12 protein-coding genes are annotated in these 21,747 nt (G+C 67.5%); 10 read left to right on the top strand and 2 right to left on the bottom strand.

Going from position 1 to position 21,747, the window contains the following annotated elements:
- The first annotated feature begins 10 nt into the window (after window positions 1-10).
- The 4 genes from pglX to NCC78_RS00555 are packed head-to-tail and all read left to right on the top strand — an operon-like array spanning window position 11 to window position 11,335.
- Window positions 11-4,321 (top strand): BREX-6 system adenine-specific DNA-methyltransferase PglX, encoded by a 4,311-nt coding sequence (gene pglX, locus NCC78_RS00570; protein ID WP_250791049.1) that lies wholly within the window; start codon window positions 11-13, stop codon window positions 4,319-4,321.
- Window positions 4,318-7,245 carry a BREX-6 system phosphatase PglZ gene (gene pglZ, locus NCC78_RS00565; RefSeq protein ID WP_250791048.1) on the top strand — a complete coding sequence of 976 codons (2,928 nt, stop codon included), beginning with the start codon at window positions 4,318-4,320 and terminating at the stop codon, window positions 7,243-7,245. Before pglX ends, pglZ begins: the two co-directional genes overlap by 4 nt.
- Window positions 7,242-8,567: a BREX system ATP-binding protein BrxD gene (brxD, locus tag NCC78_RS00560; protein ID WP_250791046.1), complete on the top strand. Its 1,326-nt coding sequence runs from the start codon at window positions 7,242-7,244 to the stop codon at window positions 8,565-8,567. The genes pglZ and brxD overlap by 4 nt, the downstream gene beginning before the upstream one ends.
- Window positions 8,564-11,335, top strand: a complete 2,772-nt coding sequence (locus NCC78_RS00555) for a DEAD/DEAH box helicase (RefSeq protein ID WP_250791044.1) — start codon at window positions 8,564-8,566, stop codon at window positions 11,333-11,335. Before brxD ends, NCC78_RS00555 begins: the two co-directional genes overlap by 4 nt.
- 21 nt (window positions 11,336-11,356) lie before the next feature.
- On the opposite strand, the gene NCC78_RS00550 is transcribed toward NCC78_RS00555, so the two are convergent.
- Entirely contained in the window at window positions 11,357-12,286 is a 930-nt protein-coding gene (locus tag NCC78_RS00550; protein WP_250791042.1) for an aminoglycoside phosphotransferase family protein, read from the bottom strand.
- Window positions 12,283-13,626 (bottom strand): NsdA family TPR-like regulatory protein, encoded by a 1,344-nt coding sequence (locus NCC78_RS00545; protein WP_250791040.1) that lies wholly within the window; start codon window positions 13,624-13,626, stop codon window positions 12,283-12,285. Before NCC78_RS00545 ends, NCC78_RS00550 begins: the two co-directional genes overlap by 4 nt.
- Before the next feature lie 527 nt (window positions 13,627-14,153).
- Here NCC78_RS00545 and NCC78_RS00540 point away from each other — a divergent pair.
- From NCC78_RS00540 to NCC78_RS00515, 6 genes are all read left to right on the top strand, one after another.
- Window positions 14,154-14,408 (top strand): hypothetical protein, encoded by a 255-nt coding sequence (locus tag NCC78_RS00540; protein ID WP_250791038.1) that lies wholly within the window; start codon window positions 14,154-14,156, stop codon window positions 14,406-14,408.
- On the top strand, window positions 14,405-14,668 hold the full coding sequence (locus NCC78_RS00535; RefSeq protein ID WP_250791036.1) for a DivIVA domain-containing protein: 264 nt from the start codon (window positions 14,405-14,407) through the stop codon (window positions 14,666-14,668). Before NCC78_RS00540 ends, NCC78_RS00535 begins: the two co-directional genes overlap by 4 nt.
- Window positions 14,665-14,928 (top strand): hypothetical protein, encoded by a 264-nt coding sequence (locus NCC78_RS00530; RefSeq protein WP_250791034.1) that lies wholly within the window; start codon window positions 14,665-14,667, stop codon window positions 14,926-14,928. Before NCC78_RS00535 ends, NCC78_RS00530 begins: the two co-directional genes overlap by 4 nt.
- Before the next feature lie 10 nt (window positions 14,929-14,938).
- A complete protein-coding gene (locus tag NCC78_RS00525) occupies window positions 14,939-15,346 on the top strand; it encodes a GIY-YIG nuclease family protein (RefSeq protein WP_250791032.1) in 408 nt (135 codons plus the stop codon).
- Between the two features lie 307 nt (window positions 15,347-15,653).
- On the top strand, window positions 15,654-18,596 hold the full coding sequence (locus NCC78_RS00520) for an SNF2-related protein (RefSeq protein WP_250791031.1): 2,943 nt from the start codon (window positions 15,654-15,656) through the stop codon (window positions 18,594-18,596).
- On the top strand, window positions 18,586-21,705 hold the full coding sequence (locus tag NCC78_RS00515; protein ID WP_250791030.1) for a sacsin N-terminal ATP-binding-like domain-containing protein: 3,120 nt from the start codon (window positions 18,586-18,588) through the stop codon (window positions 21,703-21,705). The genes NCC78_RS00520 and NCC78_RS00515 overlap by 11 nt, the downstream gene beginning before the upstream one ends.
- Window positions 21,706-21,747: the final 42 nt, after the last annotated feature.

Here is a 21,747-nt window from a genome sequence, read left to right as displayed (position 1 = left end):
GACGACGACCATGTCCATGACTTCCGACGCCAAGCGCGCGCTCTCGATAACCATCCGTTCCCTGCGTGCTCGCTTGCTGGAGGACCTCCACGCCGCCACCGAGATGGCCTACCGGCTTTCGGTGCACGCCCGCGACGCAGGACTCGACGAGGCTGCGCGCACCCGGCGGGGCCGCCTGGAGGCGTGGGTGGCCGAGCAGCTGCGAGCACAGGGCGCCACCAAGGCCAGGTCTAAGTCCAGCCGGTCAGCGGAGGATTTCCGCCGCGAGGTTGAGAAGCAGGCCGCCTACACGCTGCTGAACCGGCTGGTGCTGCTGCGGCTCATGGAGGCGCCGGGCCGCTCGGGCGAACCACTTCGTGCGCCCGCCGTGGTGACCGGTGGCTGGGAGAGCCGCGCCTACAAGGACTTCCGGCAGCTCGCGCCGGGGCTCGTGCGTGGCGATGAGACCGAGGGCTATGCCTTTCTGTTGCGCCTGACCTTCGAGGATCTCGCCACCGAGCTGCCCGGCCTCTACGGGCCCGCGGGTGTGGCCGACCTCGTTTCGATCCCGGCGGCGACGCTCCGGCATGTCGTCGACGCCCTCAACGCCGAGGCGCTCGAAACCTGCTGGACCGACGACATGACGCTCGGGTGGGTCTACCAATACTGGAACGACCCCGAGCGCGAGGCGCTCGACGACAAGCTCAATGGCGGCGGCAAAGTCGAACCGCACGAGATCGCCAGTAAAACGCAGATGTTCACCGAGCGCTACATGGTGGACTGGCTGCTCCAGAACAGCCTGGGGCCGATGTGGCTGGCCATATGCCAGAAGCACGGGTGGAAGTCCGAGGTGCAAGCGGACGGCACGCTGGACCGTCTGGAGGAGCGGCGGGTGGAGTGGCGGGCCAAGCGCACGTCGCGCGAGGTCGTGCTTACCGACCTGATGCCGCTGCACACCGAGGCCGAGCGCCGCTGGGCCTACTATGTGCCGCAGTCGATTCCCGAGGACGCCGTAGCGCAGGCGCCCGAGACCGTGCGCGAGCTGAAGCTGCTCGATCCTGCGGCCGGCTCGGGGCACTTCCTGGTCGTGGCGCTCGACCTGCTGGTGGCGCTCTACCGCGAGGAAGCCCGGCATCGGGGCGAGGCCGGTGGGGAGCGCTGGTCCGACCGGGCCATTGTCGAACACATCTTGTCCCACAACCTGCACGGCATCGACCTGGACCCGCGGGCGGTGCAGATCGCGGCGGCGGCCCTGTGGCTCAAGGCCCGGCAGGTGACCCCCGACGCCCGGCCCGAGCGGCTGAACCTGGTCGCGTCGAACCTACGCCTTGCGAGCTTGGCCGACGACGATCCGGCGCTAGTCGAGCTGCGCCGGGAGGTCGAGCGCGAGACAGGCATCCCGGGCGGACTAACCGACAAGCTGATCCACGCCCTGCGCGGCGCCGACCATCTTGGCAGCCTGCTCAAGGTAGACGCGGCGGTCGATGAGGCCCTGGAGCGACACGAGGCGGTGCTTGGGCGGGTGATCGCCGAGCAGGGTGACCTGTTCAGCGGCTTCAAGCCTCAGCCCGAGCGCGTCGCCATCGGTCGCGACGAGGCCAAGGCCACCCTGCTCGACCTGCTGGAGAGCTTCCTGGCAAAGCACACCGGCGGCGATGACCTCGGTCTGCGGCTGCGCGGTGAGCAGCTCGCGGCGGGCGTGCGCTTCGTGCGGCTGGTGCGTGAGGGGGCCTACGACCTGGTGGTGGCGAACCCGCCGTACCAGGGCACGAGCAAGATGGCGGACGCGAAGTATGTCGAGAAGACGTACCCGCTCGGCAAGGCCGACCTGTTTGCGGCGTTCCTGCTGCGTGGGCTGGAGCTTGTGCGCAACGGCGGCGTTTCGGCGATGCTTACGATGCGGAACTGGATGTTCATCAAGCAGTACTCCGGGCTGCGAGAGCATCTGCTGGGGACGCACGGGTTGCGGGCGCTCGGCGACTTCGACCGCGGAGCCTTCGAGGACGTGCCGGACGAGGTTGTGAGTGTCGCCGTGTCGACGTTTGCGCGGGCTAACTCGACCAAGGAATCGAAGGCACTCTGTCCGACGCCACGGGAGGACAAGTCGCGGGACGCGGAGCGAACCCAACGCAAGCGTGCGGCCGCCCTCTGCCACGAGGGCCGGCGCACCTTCGACCCAGCCGCGCTACGCGCAGTTCAAGACTGGCCACTCGCATACTGGTGGACGTCAGACTTCATCGAACGCTACACGGCGACCCCCAAGCTAAAGTCAGAAATGGAGTCCCGGGTTGGAGTGCGCACGTCGAACAATGCTCGATTCATCCGCCGCCCCTGGGAGGTCCAGCCCTCTGCGATCCTCCTTTGTCCAATCGACAGCTCACCGCCGTCGGCAGCCCAGCTGCATTTCGTTCCTCATGTGATGGGGGCCGCAGGCCGCGCCTGGCTCGAGGATGTGTGCGACATCATCGACTGGAGCTTCAACGGCCTTGAGGTCTGTGTCACCCTTGAGCGGGCCTATGGAGCTTATCCTCAGGCGACAGAGTATTACTTCCGACCCCTGGTTGCGCTTCCAAAAATCGGGACCAACTTCCGCGCTCGGGCGACTATGTACCGGAGCGTCTTCGACTGCGCTTCGCCCAGCGTCTTTCCCGCTGACGTCGGGCAAACGGTTGCTCTGCTGAATAAGACTGCAACGGCGGTCTTCGTCCATGATGTGAATCCGACGGTGAACGTCCAGCCTGGGGATATCGACAGGATTGGCTTGTTCCCCGTGCCAGACGCCGACACCATCTGGAAGCACGTCGTCAACGCGTTCAAGGTACGCGAGAGCATCCGCGAACCCTCCGTCGAGTTCCGTCGACCCGGCCCCTCCCCCTGGCGCCACGCACAGCATTGGGCCCAGGCCGCCGTCGACCGTCCCGACGGCGCGCCGCTCCCCGAGTACGTTGAGCAGCTCGACCCCGAGTCCCCCACGGACCACTTGAGCTTCGCCCTTGGCGTCGCTCTCGGCCGCTTCGGCCCTGCCGGCAGCGCCGCCGAAGGCATCCTCGACCCGGCCACCGCGAACCTCTCGCACGCGCTCCCGCACGGCATCCTCTTCCTCGACACCACGCTCGACGCCGAGGATCGCCGCGACGGCCTCGGTCATCCCGCGGCCGCGCCGCTGCACTCTGCCTGGACCCAGCACCGCCCGGCGAACGGCACAAAGGGAAGCCTGCGCGATTGGCTGGCCCTCGACTTTTTCAAGGACGTCCACAAGGGCATGTACGAGAACCGGCCCATCCACTGGCCGCTCTCGTCGTCAGGCAAGACCTTCGTGGCTTGGGTGAACATCCACCGAATGAACGAGCAAACCATGCAGGTGCTGCTCGCCGACCACCTGGTGCCGACGTTCGCCCGCCTCGACGGCGAACTGGCCGACCTACGCGCCGCCTGCAACGGCGCCGATAAGAAGGCCACCCGGGCCGCTGAGAAGCAGCTTAGCTGGCTGCTCAGAGCCCGGGACGAGCTGCAGGCATTCATCGCCGACGTCGAGCAGTGCGCCGACCGGGGCGCGCCGCCGACCGACAACAAGTGTCCTTCCCGCGAGCAGGACGCCCGCTACATCCTTGACCTCGACGACGGCGTGATGATCAACTCCGCCGCCCTGTGGCCGCTCCTCGAGCCGCAGTGGAAAGACCCGAAGAAGTGGTGGAAGGAGCTCGCCACCGCGAGCGGCCGCAAGGACTACGACTGGGCCCACCTGGTTATGCATTACTGGCCCACACGAGTTGACAAGAAGTGCAAGGGGGACCCGAGCCTTGGCGTCGCCCACGGCTGCTTCTGGCGCTACCACCCGGCGCGCGCCTGGGCCTGGGAACTCCGGCTTCAGGACGAGATCGGCCCCGATTTTAAGATTAGGGAGGCGCCGTATCGCCCGGGTGGCCGCGACCTCGGCGACGGCGGTGACGGCCCCCACCGCGACGCCTTCTTGCGCGACCACCCCGCAGAAGCCCTCGCCGCCATCGAGAAGGAGGCAACGCGCCGCATGGGCCGCGGCAAGGGCCGAAAACTTGTCCCCGAGATGCTCGTGCTCGAGCGCGGCCTGTGGACCGACTACCCGGGCGAGCTGTGGGAGATGGAGCTGCGCCTGGCCGAGAAGCAGGGCGCCGAGCTGCGCATCCTCGCCCCCGATGAGCCCGAGGCCCGCGCGGCGTTCGAAGGGCTGCACCCCGAGAAGGTGCGCGAGCGCCAGGGCTTCCTCGCCAATCTCGTCCCGCCCGCCGAGCTATTCGATGACAAGGACGCTCAGGACGAGGACGCCTACGGAGACGCTGAGCAGAGCGAGGAAGACGTTACGTGACGACGGCAGCAGCACCACAGCCATCGACCGCAGAGCTCGGCGGCCCTGTGTCCGCGAGCCTCGAGGCGGACCTGCGCTCGTGGGTGCGCCGGCAGGGCGTGGTCGTGTGGCTTGACCAGACTGGGCACTACGGAGGGTTCGTCGACCGCCTCAGGGCACTGCGTGGCTCCGGGGCGCTGCCCTACGAGGTCCACGCCTTCCGAGGCAGCCACCTGTCGCTGATGATGGCGCTTGACGGGGTCGCTGCCGGAACCGAGAAGGTGCCGCTGGTCATCCACCTGCCGGGCTTCACCGAGGAGACCGTGCGCAGCACACCGCTCTTCGAGCTCTACGCGGCCGGCGTGCGGTACCGGAAGGCGCTCGACACCCTCATTACCGAGGCCGCCGCGGGACGGGTGCGCCCCGATCAGATCGCCTCGTTCAAGGCGCAGCCCGACATGACGCTCGCGGGGGCCGACGCTTGGCTGAGTGCACTGATGGACGACGCCGAAGGCGGCACCGCAGCACAGCTCCGGGCGATGAAACCAACGGCCGTTTTCGACGATCTGCTCACCGGGGGATTCGTCGCGGAACGCATACGCCAACTCGACGACGAGGATGCCCTCTGGGAACGTCTCGCGGCGTGGGTCGGCCTCCCGGGCTACTGGCGCGATACCACGCTTCCGCCCTCGCGACCGCGCGCCGAGGATGTAGCGTTCGCCGCAGCAAGCTGGGCGCTCTGCGTGGAGTATGTGGACGACCTGAACCGCGCGCCCGTTGACACACATCTCGCCCACGCCGCGGACCTGCCGCGCCCGGTCATCGAGAGCTGCCGCGCCGTCGCGGCCCACCTCCGGGAGCGCCACGCGGGCTTTTACCAGCGGACGGCAGATGAGACCGAGGCATTGCTCGCCGATGAGGTCGAGGCGGCCCGGGCCGAAGACCTCGGCAAGATCGACACGTTCCGGTTCGAAGAGGACAAAGTCCTCAAGGCTGCGTTGGCAGCCCTCGAGCGCGCGAACTATGACCTCGCTGCCGAGTGGGCCGAGCTGCGCGTGGACACCAAGCCCACAAGCGCCTCGTTCTGGCTTCGAGACGATCCCACGAGACAGTCCGCCTGGCAGCTCGTCCGCGACGCGGCCCGTCTCGGTCAGGCCATCGCGCGTGCGGGCGAGCGATTGGGGGTCAGCACCAGCGCTGGCAGCGGCCTGGAAGCCGCCGTGAGCGTCTACGTCCAGCGCGGCGCCGCCGCCGATCAAGCGCATCGGCAGCTCGAGCAACGGCGGGTGGCCTTGCTTTACCCGCAGCTGCCCGAGTTCGAGACCCTGCGGACGCGCCTCGACGGGATGCGCCGTGCCTGGCGCGTGTGGGCCGATGCCTGGGCGCGCGAATTCAATGCGCTCTGCAAGGCACATGGCTTCCTCACAGGCGCTTCGCAACAGCAGCGGACGCTCTTCGATGAGGTGGTCAAGCCGCTGACCCAGGAAGCCGGAACGACCGCATACTTCGTCGTCGACGCCCTGCGGTTCGAGATGGGCGAGGAGCTCTACCGCCAGATGGAAGGCACCCCGGCCACCACCGTGCTGCTCAAACCCCGGCTTGCCGAGCTCCCCACCGTGACTGAGGTGGGCATGAACGTGCTCGCGCCTGTCGAAAAGAACGGGCGTCTGCGCGTTTCAATGGCGAGCGACACCGGGGGGATTCAGGGCTTTCAGACAGGCGAGTTTCGTGTGTCTGACCCCGAAACCCGCAAGCGTGCCATCCACGACCGGGTCGGCGGTGGCACGTGTCCATGGCTCACCCTCGAAGAGGTGGTCAGCCGCGACAGCACCTCGCTCAAGCGCTCGGTCGCCCAGGCACGCCTGGTCGTCGTCCACAGCCAGGAGATCGACAACGCCGGCGAGAAAGGCGTCGGCCCCGCCGTGTTCGACCACGTCATGCAGAAGCTGCGCGCCGCTTGGCGTCTGCTTCGAGACGCGGGCGTGCGTCGTTTCGTCTTCACCAGCGACCACGGCTTTCTCTTGCTGGACGACAGTGCCGCATCCGCCCAGGCCCATGGTCGTCGCATCGATCCAAAACGAAGGCATGTCTTCTCGCCGGTGGCGGCGGATCACGCGGGAGAGGTCAGGGTCGCGCTGGCGGACCTCCGCTACGAGGGGGTGAACGGGCACGTGATGTTCCCGGAGACCACGGCGGTCTTCGATACCGGTCGGCGGTCCATGAGTTTTGTCCACGGCGGCAACAGCTTGCAGGAGCGCGTCATACCGGTGCTGACCGTGCTGCATCGCACGGCGGCCGGCGGGAGCAGTGTGCAGTACGGCATAAAAGCCGAGGCCAGCGAGGGCGTGGGTGGGATGCACTGCATCGAAGCCAAGGTCGAGGTCCTCGCGCAGCGGTCGTTGGACTTCGGAAGTCCAAGGGATGTCGAGCTCGCGCTGCGCGTCCCTGACGCCGAGGGCGTGCAGGTCGAGCTTTGCCAGACCCGCGGCAAGGCGCGGATCGCGGGCGGCATGGTCGTCGCGACCGTCGGTGAACGCTTCGAGCTCTTCTTCCGACTCTCCGGAGCCGTCGACGCGCGTGCGCTCATCGAGATCCACCACCCGAGCGCTGTGGCGGACGTGGTGCCGTGCGTACCGGATGCGCGCTTCGCGGTCACGGCGACGCGGGGGCCATCGTCACCACCGCCCGCACCAGCAGCGAGCGTCGGGGCGAGCAGTGCGAGCTGGCTCGAGCAGTTCCCCGAGTCGGGGGTCCGGCAGGTGTTCGAGCACTTGGCGGCGCACGGCACGGTCACGGAGAACGAGGCCGCCGCGATGCTGGGCGGCCCGCGTGGCCTGCGGCGCTTCGCCATCCAGTTCGAGGCGTATGCCCAGAAGGCCCCCTTCGACGTGCGCATCGCCGTCGTGGCCGGAGTGAAGCGATACGTACGTGAGGGAAGCGGATGAGCATTCTGACCCAGAAGGACGTCGAGCACGTCTTCGAGTCGCTACGCAAAGGCCTCGTGCCCGAGCGGGGTATCGACGCGTTCGCCGTCGGCATCGAAAAGCAACGCGGAGAACTGCATCGACAGCTCGACTTCGCGAGGAGCGGCGAGGGCACCGTCAAGTTCCTCCGCGGCGGCTACGGTTGCGGCAAAACCTTCATGGCGCGCCTCGCGCTGCTGGATGCGCAGGCTCGGGGGTTCGCGACCAGCTTCGTCGTGGTCTCCGACAATGATCTAAAGTTCCACCGCTTCGACGATGTGTATCGCAAGGTGCTGACGGAGCTCGGGACCGCGTCATGCTCACGAGGAGCCCTGAGCGACGTCCTCGACCGGTGGATCGGCCGCGTGGAGGAAAGCCTCGTCGCGGCCGGAGAGGACGACTCGGACCCAGCCTTCGACGCCAAGGTGCAGAAGCGCCTCGCCGAAGACCTCGCGGCCATGACGGGCGGTCAAGCGCCCCAGGACTTCGTTCGCGTCATTCAGACCATCTTCGAGCTGAAGCAGAAGGGAGAAGTCGCGGAGGCAGGAGCTCTCATCTCCTGGCTGTGCGGCAGCGGCAACGTCGCCGCATCGGCCAAGAAGGCCGCCGGCATCAAGGGGGACATTGAGAGCCGCGATGCCCTCGACTACCTGCGGGGAGTGCTCGAGATCGTGAAGGCTGCCGGTTACGCGGGGCTCATCATCGTCATCGACGAGGCCGAAACCATCCTCCGCATGCGTTCGGATTCGCGGCACAAGTCGCTGAACGGGATTCGGCAGATTGCCGACGCAGCGGGCAGCTATCCCGGCATGGCGTGGGTCTTCACGGGCACGCCGGAATTCTTCGACACGCGGCATGGCGTCGCTGGCCTCGCGCCGCTTCACGACCGGATCCGTTTCCTGAAGCAGGGCCGCTTCGCTAGCTTGCGACAGGCCCAGCTCGAGCTCGTCCCCTTCGACGCCGATCGGCTTCGGTCGGTCGCCCTTCGTCTTCGGGAGCTATTCCCCACGTCGGACCGTGGCCGCCTCGACCAGAAGATCAGCACGGCCTTCGTGGAGCGGCTGGTGGCGGAGGTGACCGCGGGCTTCAAGGGTGACGTCGGCGTGGTGCCGCGCCAGTTCCTGCGCGAGTTCGTCACCCAGCTCGACCTGGTCGAGGAACATGCGGACTACGAGCCCATGTCTGAGCACGGGTTTCAGGCCAAGGAGCTCAGCACCGAGGAGCAGTATGTCCTTTCCGGTGCTCGCCTCGTCGACCTCGATGACGAGGCGGACGGGTTGGTGCCGACCGAGGATGTGTGGTGAGCGTCTTTGCCCGCTTCGCACCGCGCCTGCAACAGGCGATCGTTTCCCGGCTCGGTTGGTCGAGCCTGCGTCCGGTGCAGGAAGAGGCGGGCGAGGCGCTGCTTGCTGGCGACAACGCGGTCATCTTGGCACCCACCGCCGGCGGCAAGACCGAAGCGTCGATGTTCCCGACCCTTTCACAAATGGTCGAGAACGAGCCGGAAGGGGTAGGCGCACTCTACGTCGCGCCCATCAAGGCGCTGCTGAACAACCAGGCTGACCGACTCGGGCTCTACACCGAGATGGTCGGCCTACGGCGCTTCGTATGGCACGGCGACACGCCGGACCACCCCCGCCGTCAGTTTCTCAGGGAACCTGCCGAGCTCCTGATGACGACGCCGGAATCGCTCGAAGTGATGCTGGTGTCGCCGCGTGTGGACGAGAACAAGCTCTTCGCCGATCTGCGGACCGTGGTCATCGATGAGGTCCACGCGTTGGCAGGTTCCGACCGGGGCGCCCACTTGATGAGCGTGCTCGAACGCCTGGCGCGCATCTCCAAGCATGACGTCCAGCGCGTGGGGCTGTCCGCGACCGTTGGCAACCCAGAGGCGATTCTCACATGGCTCCAGGGCACATCGAATCGGCCGGGACGCGTGGTCAGCCCTCCGAAGCAACCGGGGCGTCGGCAGGTCCTGGTTGCCCATCGCCGGAATCTCGCAGAGCTTTCCCGTGACGCGGCGCGCGTCGCGACGGGGCAGAAGAGCCTGTTCTTCTGCCAGTCCCGCTCCACCACGGAGGCGGTCGCCGAGTACATGAGGCGCGACGGCACCGCCGTGTTCGTCCACCACAGCGCAGTGTCTCGAGAAGAGCGCCAGCTCGCTGAGGAGCGCTTTCATCACGGCAGCGACGCCTGCATCGTGTGCACCTCCACCCTGGAGCTGGGCATCGACGTCGGCGACCTCGATCGGGTCCTGCAGGCGGAAGCGCCTGACACCGTGAGTTCGTTCCTGCAGCGCATGGGGCGAACGGGGCGGCGAGCGGGGCAAGCAGCCAACACCACGTTCTTCTGTCAGACGACCGAGGGCGTACTGCAGGCCATCGCCTTGGTCGAGCTGGCCAAGGCCGGCTGGGTCGAAGCGGTCGAGGTAGAGCGTCGCTGCTGGCCGGTGCTTATCCACCAGCTGCTTGCTATGGCGCTGGCGAGTGACGGGATCGCCGCCGACGACGCCTGGGAGCACCTGGCGGGCGTATCGGACTTCCAGGGCATTCACCGGGCCGAATATGATCGTCTACTGAAATGGATGGTACGCGACGGCGCATTACGGCTCGTAGGGGGCCGGCTGGTCCTCGGGCCGAAAGCGGAACGCCGTTTCGGGCGCAAGAACTTCATGGAGCTCTTTGCGGTCTTCTCAAGCCCGCAAACCTACACGGTACAAACCGCCGGCGGCCAGCCTCTCGGCTCGTTGAACCAGGCCTTCGTCGACCGACTCGTCGATGGCGTCAGCAGCTTCCTGCTCGGGGGACGCGCATGGGCCGTCCTTCAAGTGCGGCACGAGGATCGCCGCGTGGTCGTCGAAGCGGCCCCCCGTGGACGCCAGCCCACGTGGGGCGGCTTTCTTCCGCAGTTCCTCGGCTTCGACGTCTGCCAGCGCATTCTGTCGGTGCTCCTGAGCGATGAGCGCTTTCCCTACCTCGACGACGCGGCGTGGGCGGTGCTCGCCGAGCATCGCGATTCCATGCGCGAAATCATCGACTCCCAGCGCGGAGGCATCGAGTTCGACGAGGGGGAGATTCGCTGGTGGACCTTCGCCGGAGGGCGCATCAATGCGACGCTTCGATACGCGCTCGAAGCGGTCGGGGGAGATTGGAAGGTCATCCCTGACAACTTCTTGATCAAGGTGCGGGGTGAGGATATTGATAGGCGCCGGTTCCGGGATGCGCTCACCAAGCTGGCGGAGCCCGAATTCTGGGAGAACCACCGCCTCTGGTCACAGGTCGGCGAATCGCTCCCGAGCTATCGCCTCAGCAAGTTCCAACCGCTGATGCCGCCGTGGGTCGAGCGCGAGGTAGTCGCCGGCTACCTGCTCGACGTCGGAGGTGCCTGGCGGTGGCTTTCGGGGACCGAAACCAGTCTAGCTCGCTTGCCTGATGGCGTTCGGACGCTAACCCGTGGCGACGCGGAGCGCATCGCCCAGTTCGAGGGGACCCTCGCGGACCTGCCCCTCCTGCGTCGAGAGAATGGTCGACCGCTGCTCTGGGTGCGCACGCAGCCGCAGCTCGAGGCAGCGGTCGCCGCGTTGGTGTCCGAACCCGTCGTAGGCCTCGACGTCGAAACCACACTCGCGAATCGCACGCTCTGCCTGATTCAGGTGGCGGGTCGGGAAGCGACCTACCTCATCGACGCGCTCGAGCTTCCCGATTTGGAGCCTCTCGGCCGGTTGTTCGCGAGCGCCGAGACGACGAAGCTGATCCACTACGCCTCATTCGAGCGCGAAGTCCTCGGCCGGCACGGTTTCGCCCTGGATGCCGTGCTGGATACGCGCGACGTGTCGCGCCGGCTCCGCCGCGCCGCTAGTGGCCACAGCCTTCGCGACGTCTGCGCGCGTGAGCTCGGCGTGGAGCTCGATAAGAGGGAGCAGGCCGGGGATTGGACCCGGCGACCTCTCACCGAGAGCCAGGTGACCTACGCCGCCCTCGACGCCGAGGTGCTGCTTCGTTTGCACTCGCGCTTCGAGGAGGTTGCACGCAGTCCTGCAGCTCGTCGCCCCGCAGCAGGATTCTGCTTCTAATCTTGTCAAAGAGCAGGAGTTTCACCGTCCGCCGATGGCCGTTGGCTGTGTCAGCTCGGCGAAGGGTGTCCACCGGGCGTGAGGATTGTTGTTCCTGATTGACAGGAGTCGGGTCGCAAATTCACCCACCACGTTCGCCGAGCTGGCTAGGAGCGGTGCGGCAGCCGCGATCATCTTTAGCTCGCGTGCGTCACGTAGTAGTGGCCAGTCCGGGTCGGTGGTGACGTCGTGGCCGTATGCGGCTGCCAGCGCTCCGTGTGATCCGGCCCGACCGAAGCGAACTTCACCGACTGCGACCGCGGCGAGGTCGACCTGCCAGGGGCCGACACACGTGGCATCGAAGTCGCAGAGCAGGATACGACCCGATGGTGCGCGTAGCAGGTTGCCTACGTGGGCATCGCCGTGAACAAGTCCTCCTGCCGCATGCTGCCTGAGGTAGCTGACTCGTGGTTCGAGGCGGTTGCACCAGTCGAGCAGGTAGTCGCGGTCGTTTTCGGCGAGCCCTTCCGCATCGGCGAGTCGCCGGCGAGCGTCTCCGACCGGGTCCCACGAGGGCAGCGGAAACGGCGGAGCGCCAAGGGCATGGAACTCTCGCAGCGCCCGGCCAAGATCCTCAACGCTTGGTGCCGGCACTGTCGGCGGCACGTACTGCCAGGTTGAGGCCATCAGATCACCTACTTGTACCGGCCGCCCGAGGCCCGGTGCGAGTCGGATGGTCGGGGCGTCGACCTGGGCGAACCACTGCGCGAGCTGAACAACTTTGGGTACGCGGTCGTGGAGCCGATGTGAGCGGGCGATCCGGATGACGATCCCCGCGGCAGGGAGAGCGAAGACCGCATTGTTGGTCAGCCGCAGCAGATGTGCGTCGTCTGCCGGCACCCTCAGGTCATCGGCGATCTGGTGCAAGGCAGCCGTCATCGCCGCTTGCGTGAAGCGGCCCGTCTCACTCATGCGGCAGTAGGCGCGATGGTGGCGACGACGCGCGCGAAGTCTGCGACCTCAGGATTCCTGTGGTGCTGGGCGAGGTCTCGCCGCAGGTTCCGGACGCGGTCGATGACCCTTCGGGAGCTGAGTCTCCCGGCGTGCTTGACTACATGGGCGCCCACGGGCAAGGCCCGTTGCGGCTCGTCGGCGAGGAACAGGGCACTACACAGGCCGATCTTGTTCAGCAGAGCGCTGCGGACGTTTTGCGGACCGAGTGCCGCCACGGCTTCGTCCACCCAGTGCACCGCCTCGGCGGCGTACTTCCGGTCATTCCGAGCGAAGTCCCGGTAGACGCGGCCGTACTGCGCCAGCAACTCGCCTCGGTCGTAGAAGCGCATCCACTCCGGTTCCCGGTCCGCGATAATGCGGTCGAACTCCTCGCTCGCCCTGCCGAGCGCCGACAGGGCGGCCGGCCGGTTGCCGAGCGCGGCGAGCGAAGCGGCCTCCGCACCGAACAGCATGGCTGCCACTCCCGGCGTCCCCGCCGCCCCGAGCTGGGCGCGGGCAAGCTGCAGTGTGGCCAGCGCGTCCCGATTCTGCTTCTGATGCTGCAACTGCCGGGCCTGGCAGTAGCGAATTCGAGCCAGTAGTAGAGCCTGGCCGGCCGTCTGAGCCGCCCGCTCCGCGGCCATGAAGTGGCGCTGGGCATCCGGGTGTCGACCCGCGTCGAGAGCAGTCCAGCCAGCCAACTGCCGCGCGGCGGCGACGGAGGCGACCAGTCCCGGCGTCAACGCTTCCGAGTGTGACGAGTCGAGCAGCGCGAACACCGCGTGGGCGAATCGGTCGACCTCTCGGTAGAGGAGTCCGCCGCCGCACTCGTAATCGACTGATCGGTAGAGCTCAAGGATGGCGTTTAGGCGAACGATGTCGGCGCTACCGATCCGCCGATGACGTGTGGAGTCAGCACAGCCCAGCAGGCCCGCTCCGGCGGCGACGGCCGCGATCCCGGCGAGCAAGGCACGCCGCCCTTCGTCAGCCTGCCGACCAAGTTCGTGGGCGGATCGTCCCTCCGAGCCGCGAAAAGCAAGCTGATCTCCTTGCGTCGCGCCGTTGGCTGCTTCCTGATCCGAATCGGGGAGCGTGAACCACAGGCGTTCGGCGGGGATGCGCAGGAGCCGCGCCCAGTGTGTGAGTCGATCAAGGTGCACCAGTCGCGGCCCCTTTTCCACACGACTCAGCTGCGCCTGCGTGATGCTGAACCATCCCGCTATCACGGCCTGCGGCAACGCCGTCCGCCCGTGGTACGGGTGGTGCCGGTACGCCCGGATCACCCGCCCGAGGTGCCGCTCCGCGAGTGCGATCCGCACCGGCTCGTGTTCCCAGAATGACGCCGGCACCACCGGGGGCGCGCTTAGCCGGTCGCGTTCGGCGGCCTGGCAGGGCGCGCAGCGCCCGCTGTCGTTGTCCCGGGCCAAGCGTCCCCCACAGCGTGGGCAGTTCGTAGGTGTCACCGGCAACCTCGCCGTTCGCGGGGGTGGCTGTGTCCATTGCGCTCCGTCGAGCCTAACCATTCAAACCGTTTCGCGGGCTCGCGGTATACGCACCACGTATATCGACGATCCTCGCAGCGTCATGCCAATCGGTGTCGGTCCGCCAGACCCTGCCTTGTAAGGCAACCCCCGGGCCCATCTGGAAAGCGTCAGCAGTCGGTAGACCACCGCATACGAACGGTGCATACCGGCTACCTCGCGCATGTCATACGGCCTGCCTGACTGATCCACAACCCTGCGATGGAGGCCCGGGGCGGGTGCTGGGCTCCGGTCGGTACGGACGCGCGGTCGTACCGACCGACCCCGCCCGCCTCGGCGCCGCCACCAACCGATTAAGGAGGGACATGGACTCGACCGACGAGATCCTCGGCGAACTACCCCTGCCGCCCCACGTCACCGCCGAAGACATCACCTTTGCCGTCAAACCCTTCACCGTGCAGGCCGCCGAGCAGTGGCCCGACGGCCTGCGGTGTCGCAACGACCGCGCACCCCACCCCTGCCGCCTGCACCGCTGGAGCCGTCGAATCCTCGACCAACGCGGCCTCACCGATCGGCAGATCCGCGCGCTGATCGCCGAGCAGGAGACGCGGCAGCAATGATCTACGTGACCGGAGAGCGCTTGCACCCGCACCACGCCCGCATCGCCTCTTTCGACACCCGCTGGCGCGGCCTCGACCCCGCCCAGGTGCACGACTACGTCAACCGGCTGGCCGACGAACTCGAGCGTCTGCATCGCGAGCTGACCACGGCGAACACCGAGGCCGAACGCATCCGCCAGGCGCTGCGGCAGTGGCAGTCTCGGTACACCGGCTGTCGCCACACAGATTCACCTTCATCGAACAGCCGGTGGCAGCGATGACCGCACCCCGCTGGATCATTCACCTCCCCACCACCCTGACCAACCTCGACGGGGCCATCACCCTGGCCGTAGCCCTACGCGACTCGCTCGGTCACGTCACCGCCATCGACTTCGGCGAAACCACCCTCAGCGAGGAGGATCGCCAGTTCCTGCGGACCCGAATCTGGTGTGACGCCAAGCTCGACGGGGCCGGCCGCTGCCGACGCCGCGACGACCACGACGGCCCGTGCGGGGCCGCGGATGAGGGTCCACGGCGGTAGCGTCCCGGGGATGCCCGACACCGCGCACGACGACCTGCTGGCCGGCTTCACGGCTCCCCAGCCGCACACCATGGAGACTGTCGCCGACGCTCCCCGCGCCCCTGGCGTGCACGTGGTCCTCGACGGCGGGGTGGTCATCTACGTCGGCCGGACCAGGCGGGGCATGCGGGATCGCCTCCGGCAGCACCTGAACGGCAACCGCGACTCGTCGGTGCTGCACGACCAGGTCGGACAGCTCCTCGACACCCCGGGCAACGCGGCGTCGGCTGCCGACATCGCCGGCTGGCTGGGTCGGTGCGAGGTCCGCTGGCAGGAGACCGACAACCCGGAGGGTGCGAAGGAAGCCCTCGTCGTCGCCTTCAAGCCGCGGTTCAACCGGCAGGTGCCGAAGCCACGTGACGCCGAGGGTGGCGAATAGCGGAGCGGCGCGTGGGCGACTGCCCCAGGCCGGATCGGCTCCGTCTTCCGACCTTCGGCGCAGATCGATCTCCATACGGCTGAGCGGGTCCGTCGAGACTGTCGAAGCGTGCCTATGCTCTGCGCATCGGGCGAGGCTGCGGTTGAGGGCCAGTCGCGTGGGGCGAGTTCGAGGGGCGCGCGTGGCATTCAACGTCGGTGACATCGTTGCCGTTCAAGCCGACCCCAGTCGAGTCGGACCGGTCATCCAGATTCTTCAGAGCGTCGATGGGTTCGGCCGCTATCGCGTCTTCCATGAGGCCGGAAGCATGCGCGAGTACGCGGAGGACCAGCTGGTGCTCGCGGCGGCGCAACAGGAGGCAACGACTGGCGGCCTGTCTCCCGAGGAGTTCCGAGCCCGCCTGGTCGCTGCCCGGCTCAGCCACCCGCTCACCGATCACGTCTATTCGCTGCGGGCAGCGCGGATCAAGTACGTGCCGTTTCAGTTCCGGCCGCTCCTGCGCCTCGCCCGCGCCGACGAGCCGCGGCTGCTCATCGCTGACGACGTCGGCGTCGGTAAGACCATCGAAGCTGGCTTGATCATGAAGGAGTTGGCTGCCCGCCAGCCGCTGGACCACGTGCTGGTCCTCTGCCCCAAGGCGCTCACGGTTAAGTGGCGCGAGGAGATGCGCCGCTTCGACGAGGACTTCCGGGTGCTCGACTCGGCGAGCCTGCGCTACTGCCTCAACGAGGCCCACCTTGACGGTGCCTGGCCCGAGGAGTACCGGCGGGCGATCGTGCACTACGAGCTCTTCGCCCGCACGGCATACCTGAAGGGAGGTGCCAAGCGGAAGAAGGACAAGGGCCTGCGCGAGCTGGACCCGCCGCCCGCCTTCGACCTGGTGATCGCCGACGAGGCACACCATCTGCGTACGCCGGGCACGAACTCGCACGAGCTCGCCGAGTACTTGAGCGAGATCAGCACTGCCCTCGTCCTGCTCTCGGCCACACCGGTGCAGACGCAGGCCCGGGACCTGTTCACCCTGCTCAACCTCCTCCGCCCGGACCTGTTTCCCGATCGGCAGACGTTCTTCGAGGTCGTCGAGCCCAATCGACACCTCAACGCCGCCGTACGGGCACTGCGCAGCGGTGCGCCCGAGGCCGCCAAGGAGGCGCTCAAGGCGCTGGACACCGCGGCGTACACCAGCTGGGGCCGGCAGGCCATCGCGATCGACCCCCGGTACGACGACGTGCGCAGGCGTCTGGACGCAGCCACCTTGACCACCGACGACCGGGTCCGCTGCGTGCGCGAGATCGAGGAGCTGAACACTCTCGCGCCACTGGTGAACCGCACCCGCCGACGGGACATCGGAGGGTTCACCATCCGTGAGCCCCACACCGTGTCGGTGCCGTTCACACCGGTGCAGCGCCAGTTCTACGACCGCCTGCTGGAAGCCCGCCGCGACCAGCTGCTCACCCGCTACAACCCGGTCGTGGTCCGCCTGATTCTCGACACTCTCGAGCGTCAGGCGTCGAGCTGCCTGCCCGTCCTCGCTCGACGCATCGTGGCGGCCGGCGAGCCGGCCATCACGGATCTGACCGACGCCCCCGAGGCCCATCCGGACGAAGCTCCGCCGAGGCTTCCCCTTCCGACGGACCCGGACCTCCGTGAGCTGGCCCGTCGACTGCCGCCGGACGATCCGAAACTCCAGCGGCTCCTCCAGGCCGTCCGCGAAGCCCGCGCGGTGGATGGCCCCGGAAAGCTCCTGGTCTTCTCGTTCTTCCTCGGCACCCTCGATTACCTCGCCGAGCACCTGACGGCGGCCGGCGTCCGCGTCGGGGTCGTCACCGGGCGAGTGGCCGAGCCCGACCGGCAGCGCTTGCGCGACCGGTTCCGCCTCGACCGCGGAGATGCGGAGGCCATCGACGTCCTGCTCTCCAGCGAGGTCGGCTGCGAGGGCCTCGACTACGAGTTCTGTGATCGGCTCGTCAACTACGACATCCCCTGGAACCCGATGCGGATCGAGCAGCGCATCGGCCGCATCGACCGGTTTGGGCAGCGCAGCCCGAAGGTGCTGATCCTCAACTTCGTGACCCCCGACACCGTCGAGGAGCGGGTGTTCTACCGCTGCTGGGACCGGCTGGACCTCTTCCGGGACACCGTCGGTGACCTCGAAGGTGTGCTCGGCGAGATGACGCAGGACCTGGCGGCCATCGCCACCAGCCCGGACCTGACGCCCGAGCAGATGGAGGAGCGGGCTCGACAGCTCGCCGACAACGCCGTCCGGCTGGTCGCCGAGACCCGAGGCGTCGAGGACGCGAGCCAGGACCTGCTTGGCTTGGACGACAGCCTCACCCAGGACCTCGACGCCCTCGTCGAAGAGGGCCGGGCGGTCACCGAACAGCAGCTGGAGGAACTGGTCCGCGCGTACCTGACACGGCCCCCTCTCTCCGGGCACCTGGACCGGCTGTCCGAGGACGAGCTGCGGCTCCGACTGCCTCAGTCCGCTCGGTCAGAACTGCTCGACGCCATCAGCCGGAACGAGGCGAGGCTCGGCGGCGGCCGGCCCGTCCAGCAGCTGCGCCACTGGCTCAACGGGAAGGACAGCGGCCTGCGGCTGACCTTCTCCGACGAGGCAGCCAGCCGGGATCGGTCGATCACCTTCTTGACCGCCACCCATCCGCTCGTTCGCCTCGCGGTGTCTGCCCTCGCCCCCGCTCAGGACCAGCAGCTGCGCGCGCAGCTTCGCGTCATCGATACGGATCTGCCGGAAGGCCGCTACGTCTTTGCCTGTGACACCTGGGAGACGATCGCGGTGCGGCCGGAGTTCCGCACCGTGTCGTTCGTCGTGGACGCAACCCGGCTGACGGCCAACCGGCTCGTGGAGCGCCGCCTCTTCGCGCTGCTCGCCAACGCGCTGCCCGGGGAGGCCGGACCCGCCGCCGACCTCCGGGAGGCGGGAGCGGCACTTGACCGTTACGCCGAGCATCGCCGCCGAGACGCCGCGAGGGACGCTCACGCCCTCAACCAGGTGTTGCTGGCCCGCCGAACCGGAAGCCTAGAAGCCCACCACCAGCGAGGCCTGCGGCGAATCGACGACCGCCTCACCGGCGAGACCGAGCCTCGAATCCGGACGATGCTGACGGGACAACGAGCCCGCGCCGTCCGGAAGTTCGAGCAGCGCCATGCGCAGCTGGAGGAACGCCGCAGGGTCGACATCGTCAGCCATCGGATCGCAGAGGGAGTGCTGACGATCAGCCATGCCGAGTGACTACACCCGCATCCGCGAGGACAACATCCGGGAGTACGGCGAGGGCACCCGCCACCTGGACTTTCTGCAACGGCTGTACGCCGACCGCACTCATTTCATCCTTGAGCTGCTTCAGAACGCCGAGGATGCTCGGGCGTCGCATGTCACGTTCACCCTGCACCCGGACCGACTCGTCGTCGAGCACGACGGCCGCCCGTTCAACGAGCGGGACGTCCGGGGTATCTGCGGGGTTGACGCCTCCACCAAATCCAGCGAGCTGACCAGCATCGGCAAATTCGGCATCGGCTTCAAGTCTGTCTACGCCTACACCCTGGCGCCCGTGGTGCACTCCGGCGCTGAGCATTTCCGCATCCGCCACTACGTCCGCCCCGAGGCCACCGCCGCCCCGCTGGACCGGCCCGAACGCCTTACCCGGTTCGAGTTCCCCTTCGACCGTGAGGATGTGCCGAGCGAGCGGGCGTACTCCGAGATCGGCAGCGGTCTGACGAGGTTTGATCCGGTGACTCTGCTGTTCCTTCAGCACGTCAGGCGGGTCACGGTGGTGGGAGGCAGCGGAGCGGTCACCTTCACCCGGCTGGAGCGCGGCGAGTTGTCGTCGGACGTGGAGCTGGTGGCTTGGCAGAACGATCGGGTGATCAACCACCAGTACTGGGAGGTCTTCCGCCGAAGTTTGGACAGCATCGGGCACCCCGGCCGGCGAGTCGAGATGGCCTTCAAGCGGACGAGTGGGGCGCCATATGCTCCCGTCGAACGCATCCCCCACGCGCCACTGGTCGTGTACTTCCCCACCGACAAGCCGAGCGGCCTGGGGTTCCTGTTGCAGGCGCCGCTGCGAACGACCCCGGCACGGGACAACATCCCGGAGCGGGATCCGGACAACGCCCGAGTCATCGTGGAAGCCGGCCACCTGCTGATCGAGGCTCTCGAGGAGCTGCGCCGTAAGGGGCGTCTTGGGATCGACGTGCTCGACGTCCTGCCCATCACGGCGGTGGATTTCCCCGAAGGTTCCCTGTTGCGGCCGTTGTTCGACGCACTTCTCGAGGCTGTGCGGACTCGACCGCTTCTGCCGGTCGCCGGACCGTTGGGACACGCTCCCGCCACACGGATGCGTCTTGCGCGGAGCGCAGGGCTGCGTGAGTTGTTGACGCCGGAGCAACTCGGTGCGCTGGAGGGGACGGGCGAGCCGCTGCAATGGCAGCCGGTGCGGCTCACCCGGGAGCGGAATCGCGACCTGTGGGACTACCTCCACGACGTCGTGGACATCGACGAGCTCGACGCCGAGTGGCTCGTCGACCAACTCGACAGGACGTTTCTGGAGTCAGCTGAGGACGCGTGGCTCGTTCAGCTGTACCGATTTCTCGCCCAGAGCCCCGCACTGTGGCGCAGGCCGCGGCCGCCGTGGAACCGGCCGGGACCCGCGCGGGAGCTACCGCTGATCCGGCTAAACGACGGTCGACAGGTGGTGCCATTCGATGCCGACGGACGTCCCCAGGCGTACCTGCCCGGCCCGGTGTCGTCGAGCTTCCCGACGGTGCGGGCGGAGGTCGCTGCCAATTCAGAGGCGCGGGCCTTCCTCGAAGAACTGGGCCTGTCCGAGCCCGACGCCGTGGACGAGGTTCTCGAGTACGTCGTGCCGAAGTACGGCAATCCGTCCAGTGCCATCGCCGACGAGCAGCACGACGACGATCTAGCGAAGATCTTCCGCGCCATGCAGGCTGCGACGAGGAGACGCAGGGACACCTTGGTCGAGGTGCTACGCGGCACGCCGTTCCTGCAGTGCCGTCCAGCACATGCTTCGGCCTTTTCGTTTCGGTCTCCCGCCGTCGCCTACTGGTCGGAGGAGGATCTGGAGCACTACTTCCTGCCAAGCCCGCACTGCTGGTTTCTGCACGAGCGCTATCGGCCTTACCAACAGGAGCTCAGCGTTCTCGGGGTGGCGCAGGCGGTCCGGGTGCTGTCGTCGCCGCCTAACCCACTCGGGCACGTCGTCCTCCGCGCCGACTGGGGCGACCACAGCCGCGGACTGCACGGGTTCGACCCGAACCTACGCTTCGCTGGCCTCGAAGCTGCCGTGACTCATCCTGATCGCCGGCGATCGGCGTACGTGTGGAATCGGCTGCTGCTGCCGTACGCGAGCCGGCTGCGAGGAATCCTGGAGTCCGCAGGCCGGCAGGACTACTCGAACAGCAAGTCCGTCGAGACGATGTCCAAGGCCCTGGAACTCGCCGTCTCTCACGCGTGGCTCTCGACGGGCGCGGGCGAGTTTATGGAGCCGGCCAAGCTTTCGCTGGACGATCTACCTGACGACTTCGAATCCAGCCAGGCCCTTGCCGACGTGCTCGGCATGGTCTCGTCCGCGATCGTGCAGGTGAGCGCAGAACTGAACGTTCCGGTGGAGACGCTGCGCTTCGTAGCCGACAACCCGGATGTGATCGCCGAACTGAACCAGTGGCGTCAACGCCGCGAGCACAAGGATCAGGACGGCGGCGAGGCTACGGCCGGCACCGGTCTCAGTCCCGAGGCGTACGCCGCTGCTGTGGAAGATGCGTTCGACAAGCCCGCAGAGCACGGCGAGTCGGAGGATGGCCGGCTGGCCGCCGGCGAGCGAGTGGTAGCCCCTGCGGTCCGTCGGCAGCGGACCCGGGACGACATCCGGGAAGGCCTGGCGGACGAGCCCACGCCGCAGGACCGGTTCCGCGTCATCGGGCGCAAGGTCTGGGACGGGAAGGATCCCGCCGTCCGCCAGTTCCTGCTCGAGCAGTACGCCGGCCGCTGTCAGGTCTGCACCGCGACTTTTCCAAAGCGAGACGGGGTGCCCTACTTCGAAGTTATTCACCTTGTCTCGCACACGGCTGCCGCTTGGATCGGTCGCCCGGGAAACACGCTGTGCCTCTGTCCGACCTGCGCCAGCAAATTCCTTTACGGCGAGGTCCGATCCGAGGAACTTCTGTCGCAGATCCAGCAATGGAGGACGAGTGTGGAGGGTGGGCTCGGCAACAGCCTGCGGGTCGAGCTCTGCGGCGAGCCTGTGACGATTGGCTACACGGAGAAGCACCTGCTCGACCTGCAGGAGATGATCCGGACCGATGACGTCGCACTGCGGGGGTAGCAGGCAATCGTCAGTCGATAGTTGTTAACGGGTGAGGGCTCC

It is taken from the genome of Micromonospora phytophila (assembly GCF_023656545.1).
Classification (GTDB): Bacteria; Actinomycetota; Actinomycetes; order Mycobacteriales; family Micromonosporaceae; genus Micromonospora; species Micromonospora phytophila.
Note: the sequence above shows the minus strand (reverse complement) of the source record. Positions and strands in the feature narration are given on the sequence as shown.

What these genes read in the sequence shown, in the direction of transcription:
- pglX (WP_250791049.1), top strand. Translation starts at nt 11, where the DNA reads ATGTCCATGACTTCCGACGCCAAGCGCGCGCTCTCGATAACCATCCGT.
- brxD (WP_250791046.1), top strand. Translation starts at nt 7,242, where the DNA reads ATGAGCATTCTGACCCAGAAGGACGTCGAGCACGTCTTCGAGTCGCTA.
- NCC78_RS00550 (WP_250791042.1), bottom strand. Translation starts at nt 12,286, where the DNA reads ATGAGTGAGACGGGCCGCTTCACGCAAGCGGCGATGACGGCTGCCTTG.
- NCC78_RS00540 (WP_250791038.1), top strand. Translation starts at nt 14,154, where the DNA reads ATGGACTCGACCGACGAGATCCTCGGCGAACTACCCCTGCCGCCCCAC.
- NCC78_RS00535 (WP_250791036.1), top strand. Translation starts at nt 14,405, where the DNA reads ATGATCTACGTGACCGGAGAGCGCTTGCACCCGCACCACGCCCGCATC.
- NCC78_RS00530 (WP_250791034.1), top strand. Translation starts at nt 14,665, where the DNA reads ATGACCGCACCCCGCTGGATCATTCACCTCCCCACCACCCTGACCAAC.
- NCC78_RS00525 (WP_250791032.1), top strand. Translation starts at nt 14,939, where the DNA reads ATGCCCGACACCGCGCACGACGACCTGCTGGCCGGCTTCACGGCTCCC.
- NCC78_RS00520 (WP_250791031.1), top strand. Translation starts at nt 15,654, where the DNA reads ATGCGCGAGTACGCGGAGGACCAGCTGGTGCTCGCGGCGGCGCAACAG.
- NCC78_RS00515 (WP_250791030.1), top strand. Translation starts at nt 18,586, where the DNA reads ATGCCGAGTGACTACACCCGCATCCGCGAGGACAACATCCGGGAGTAC.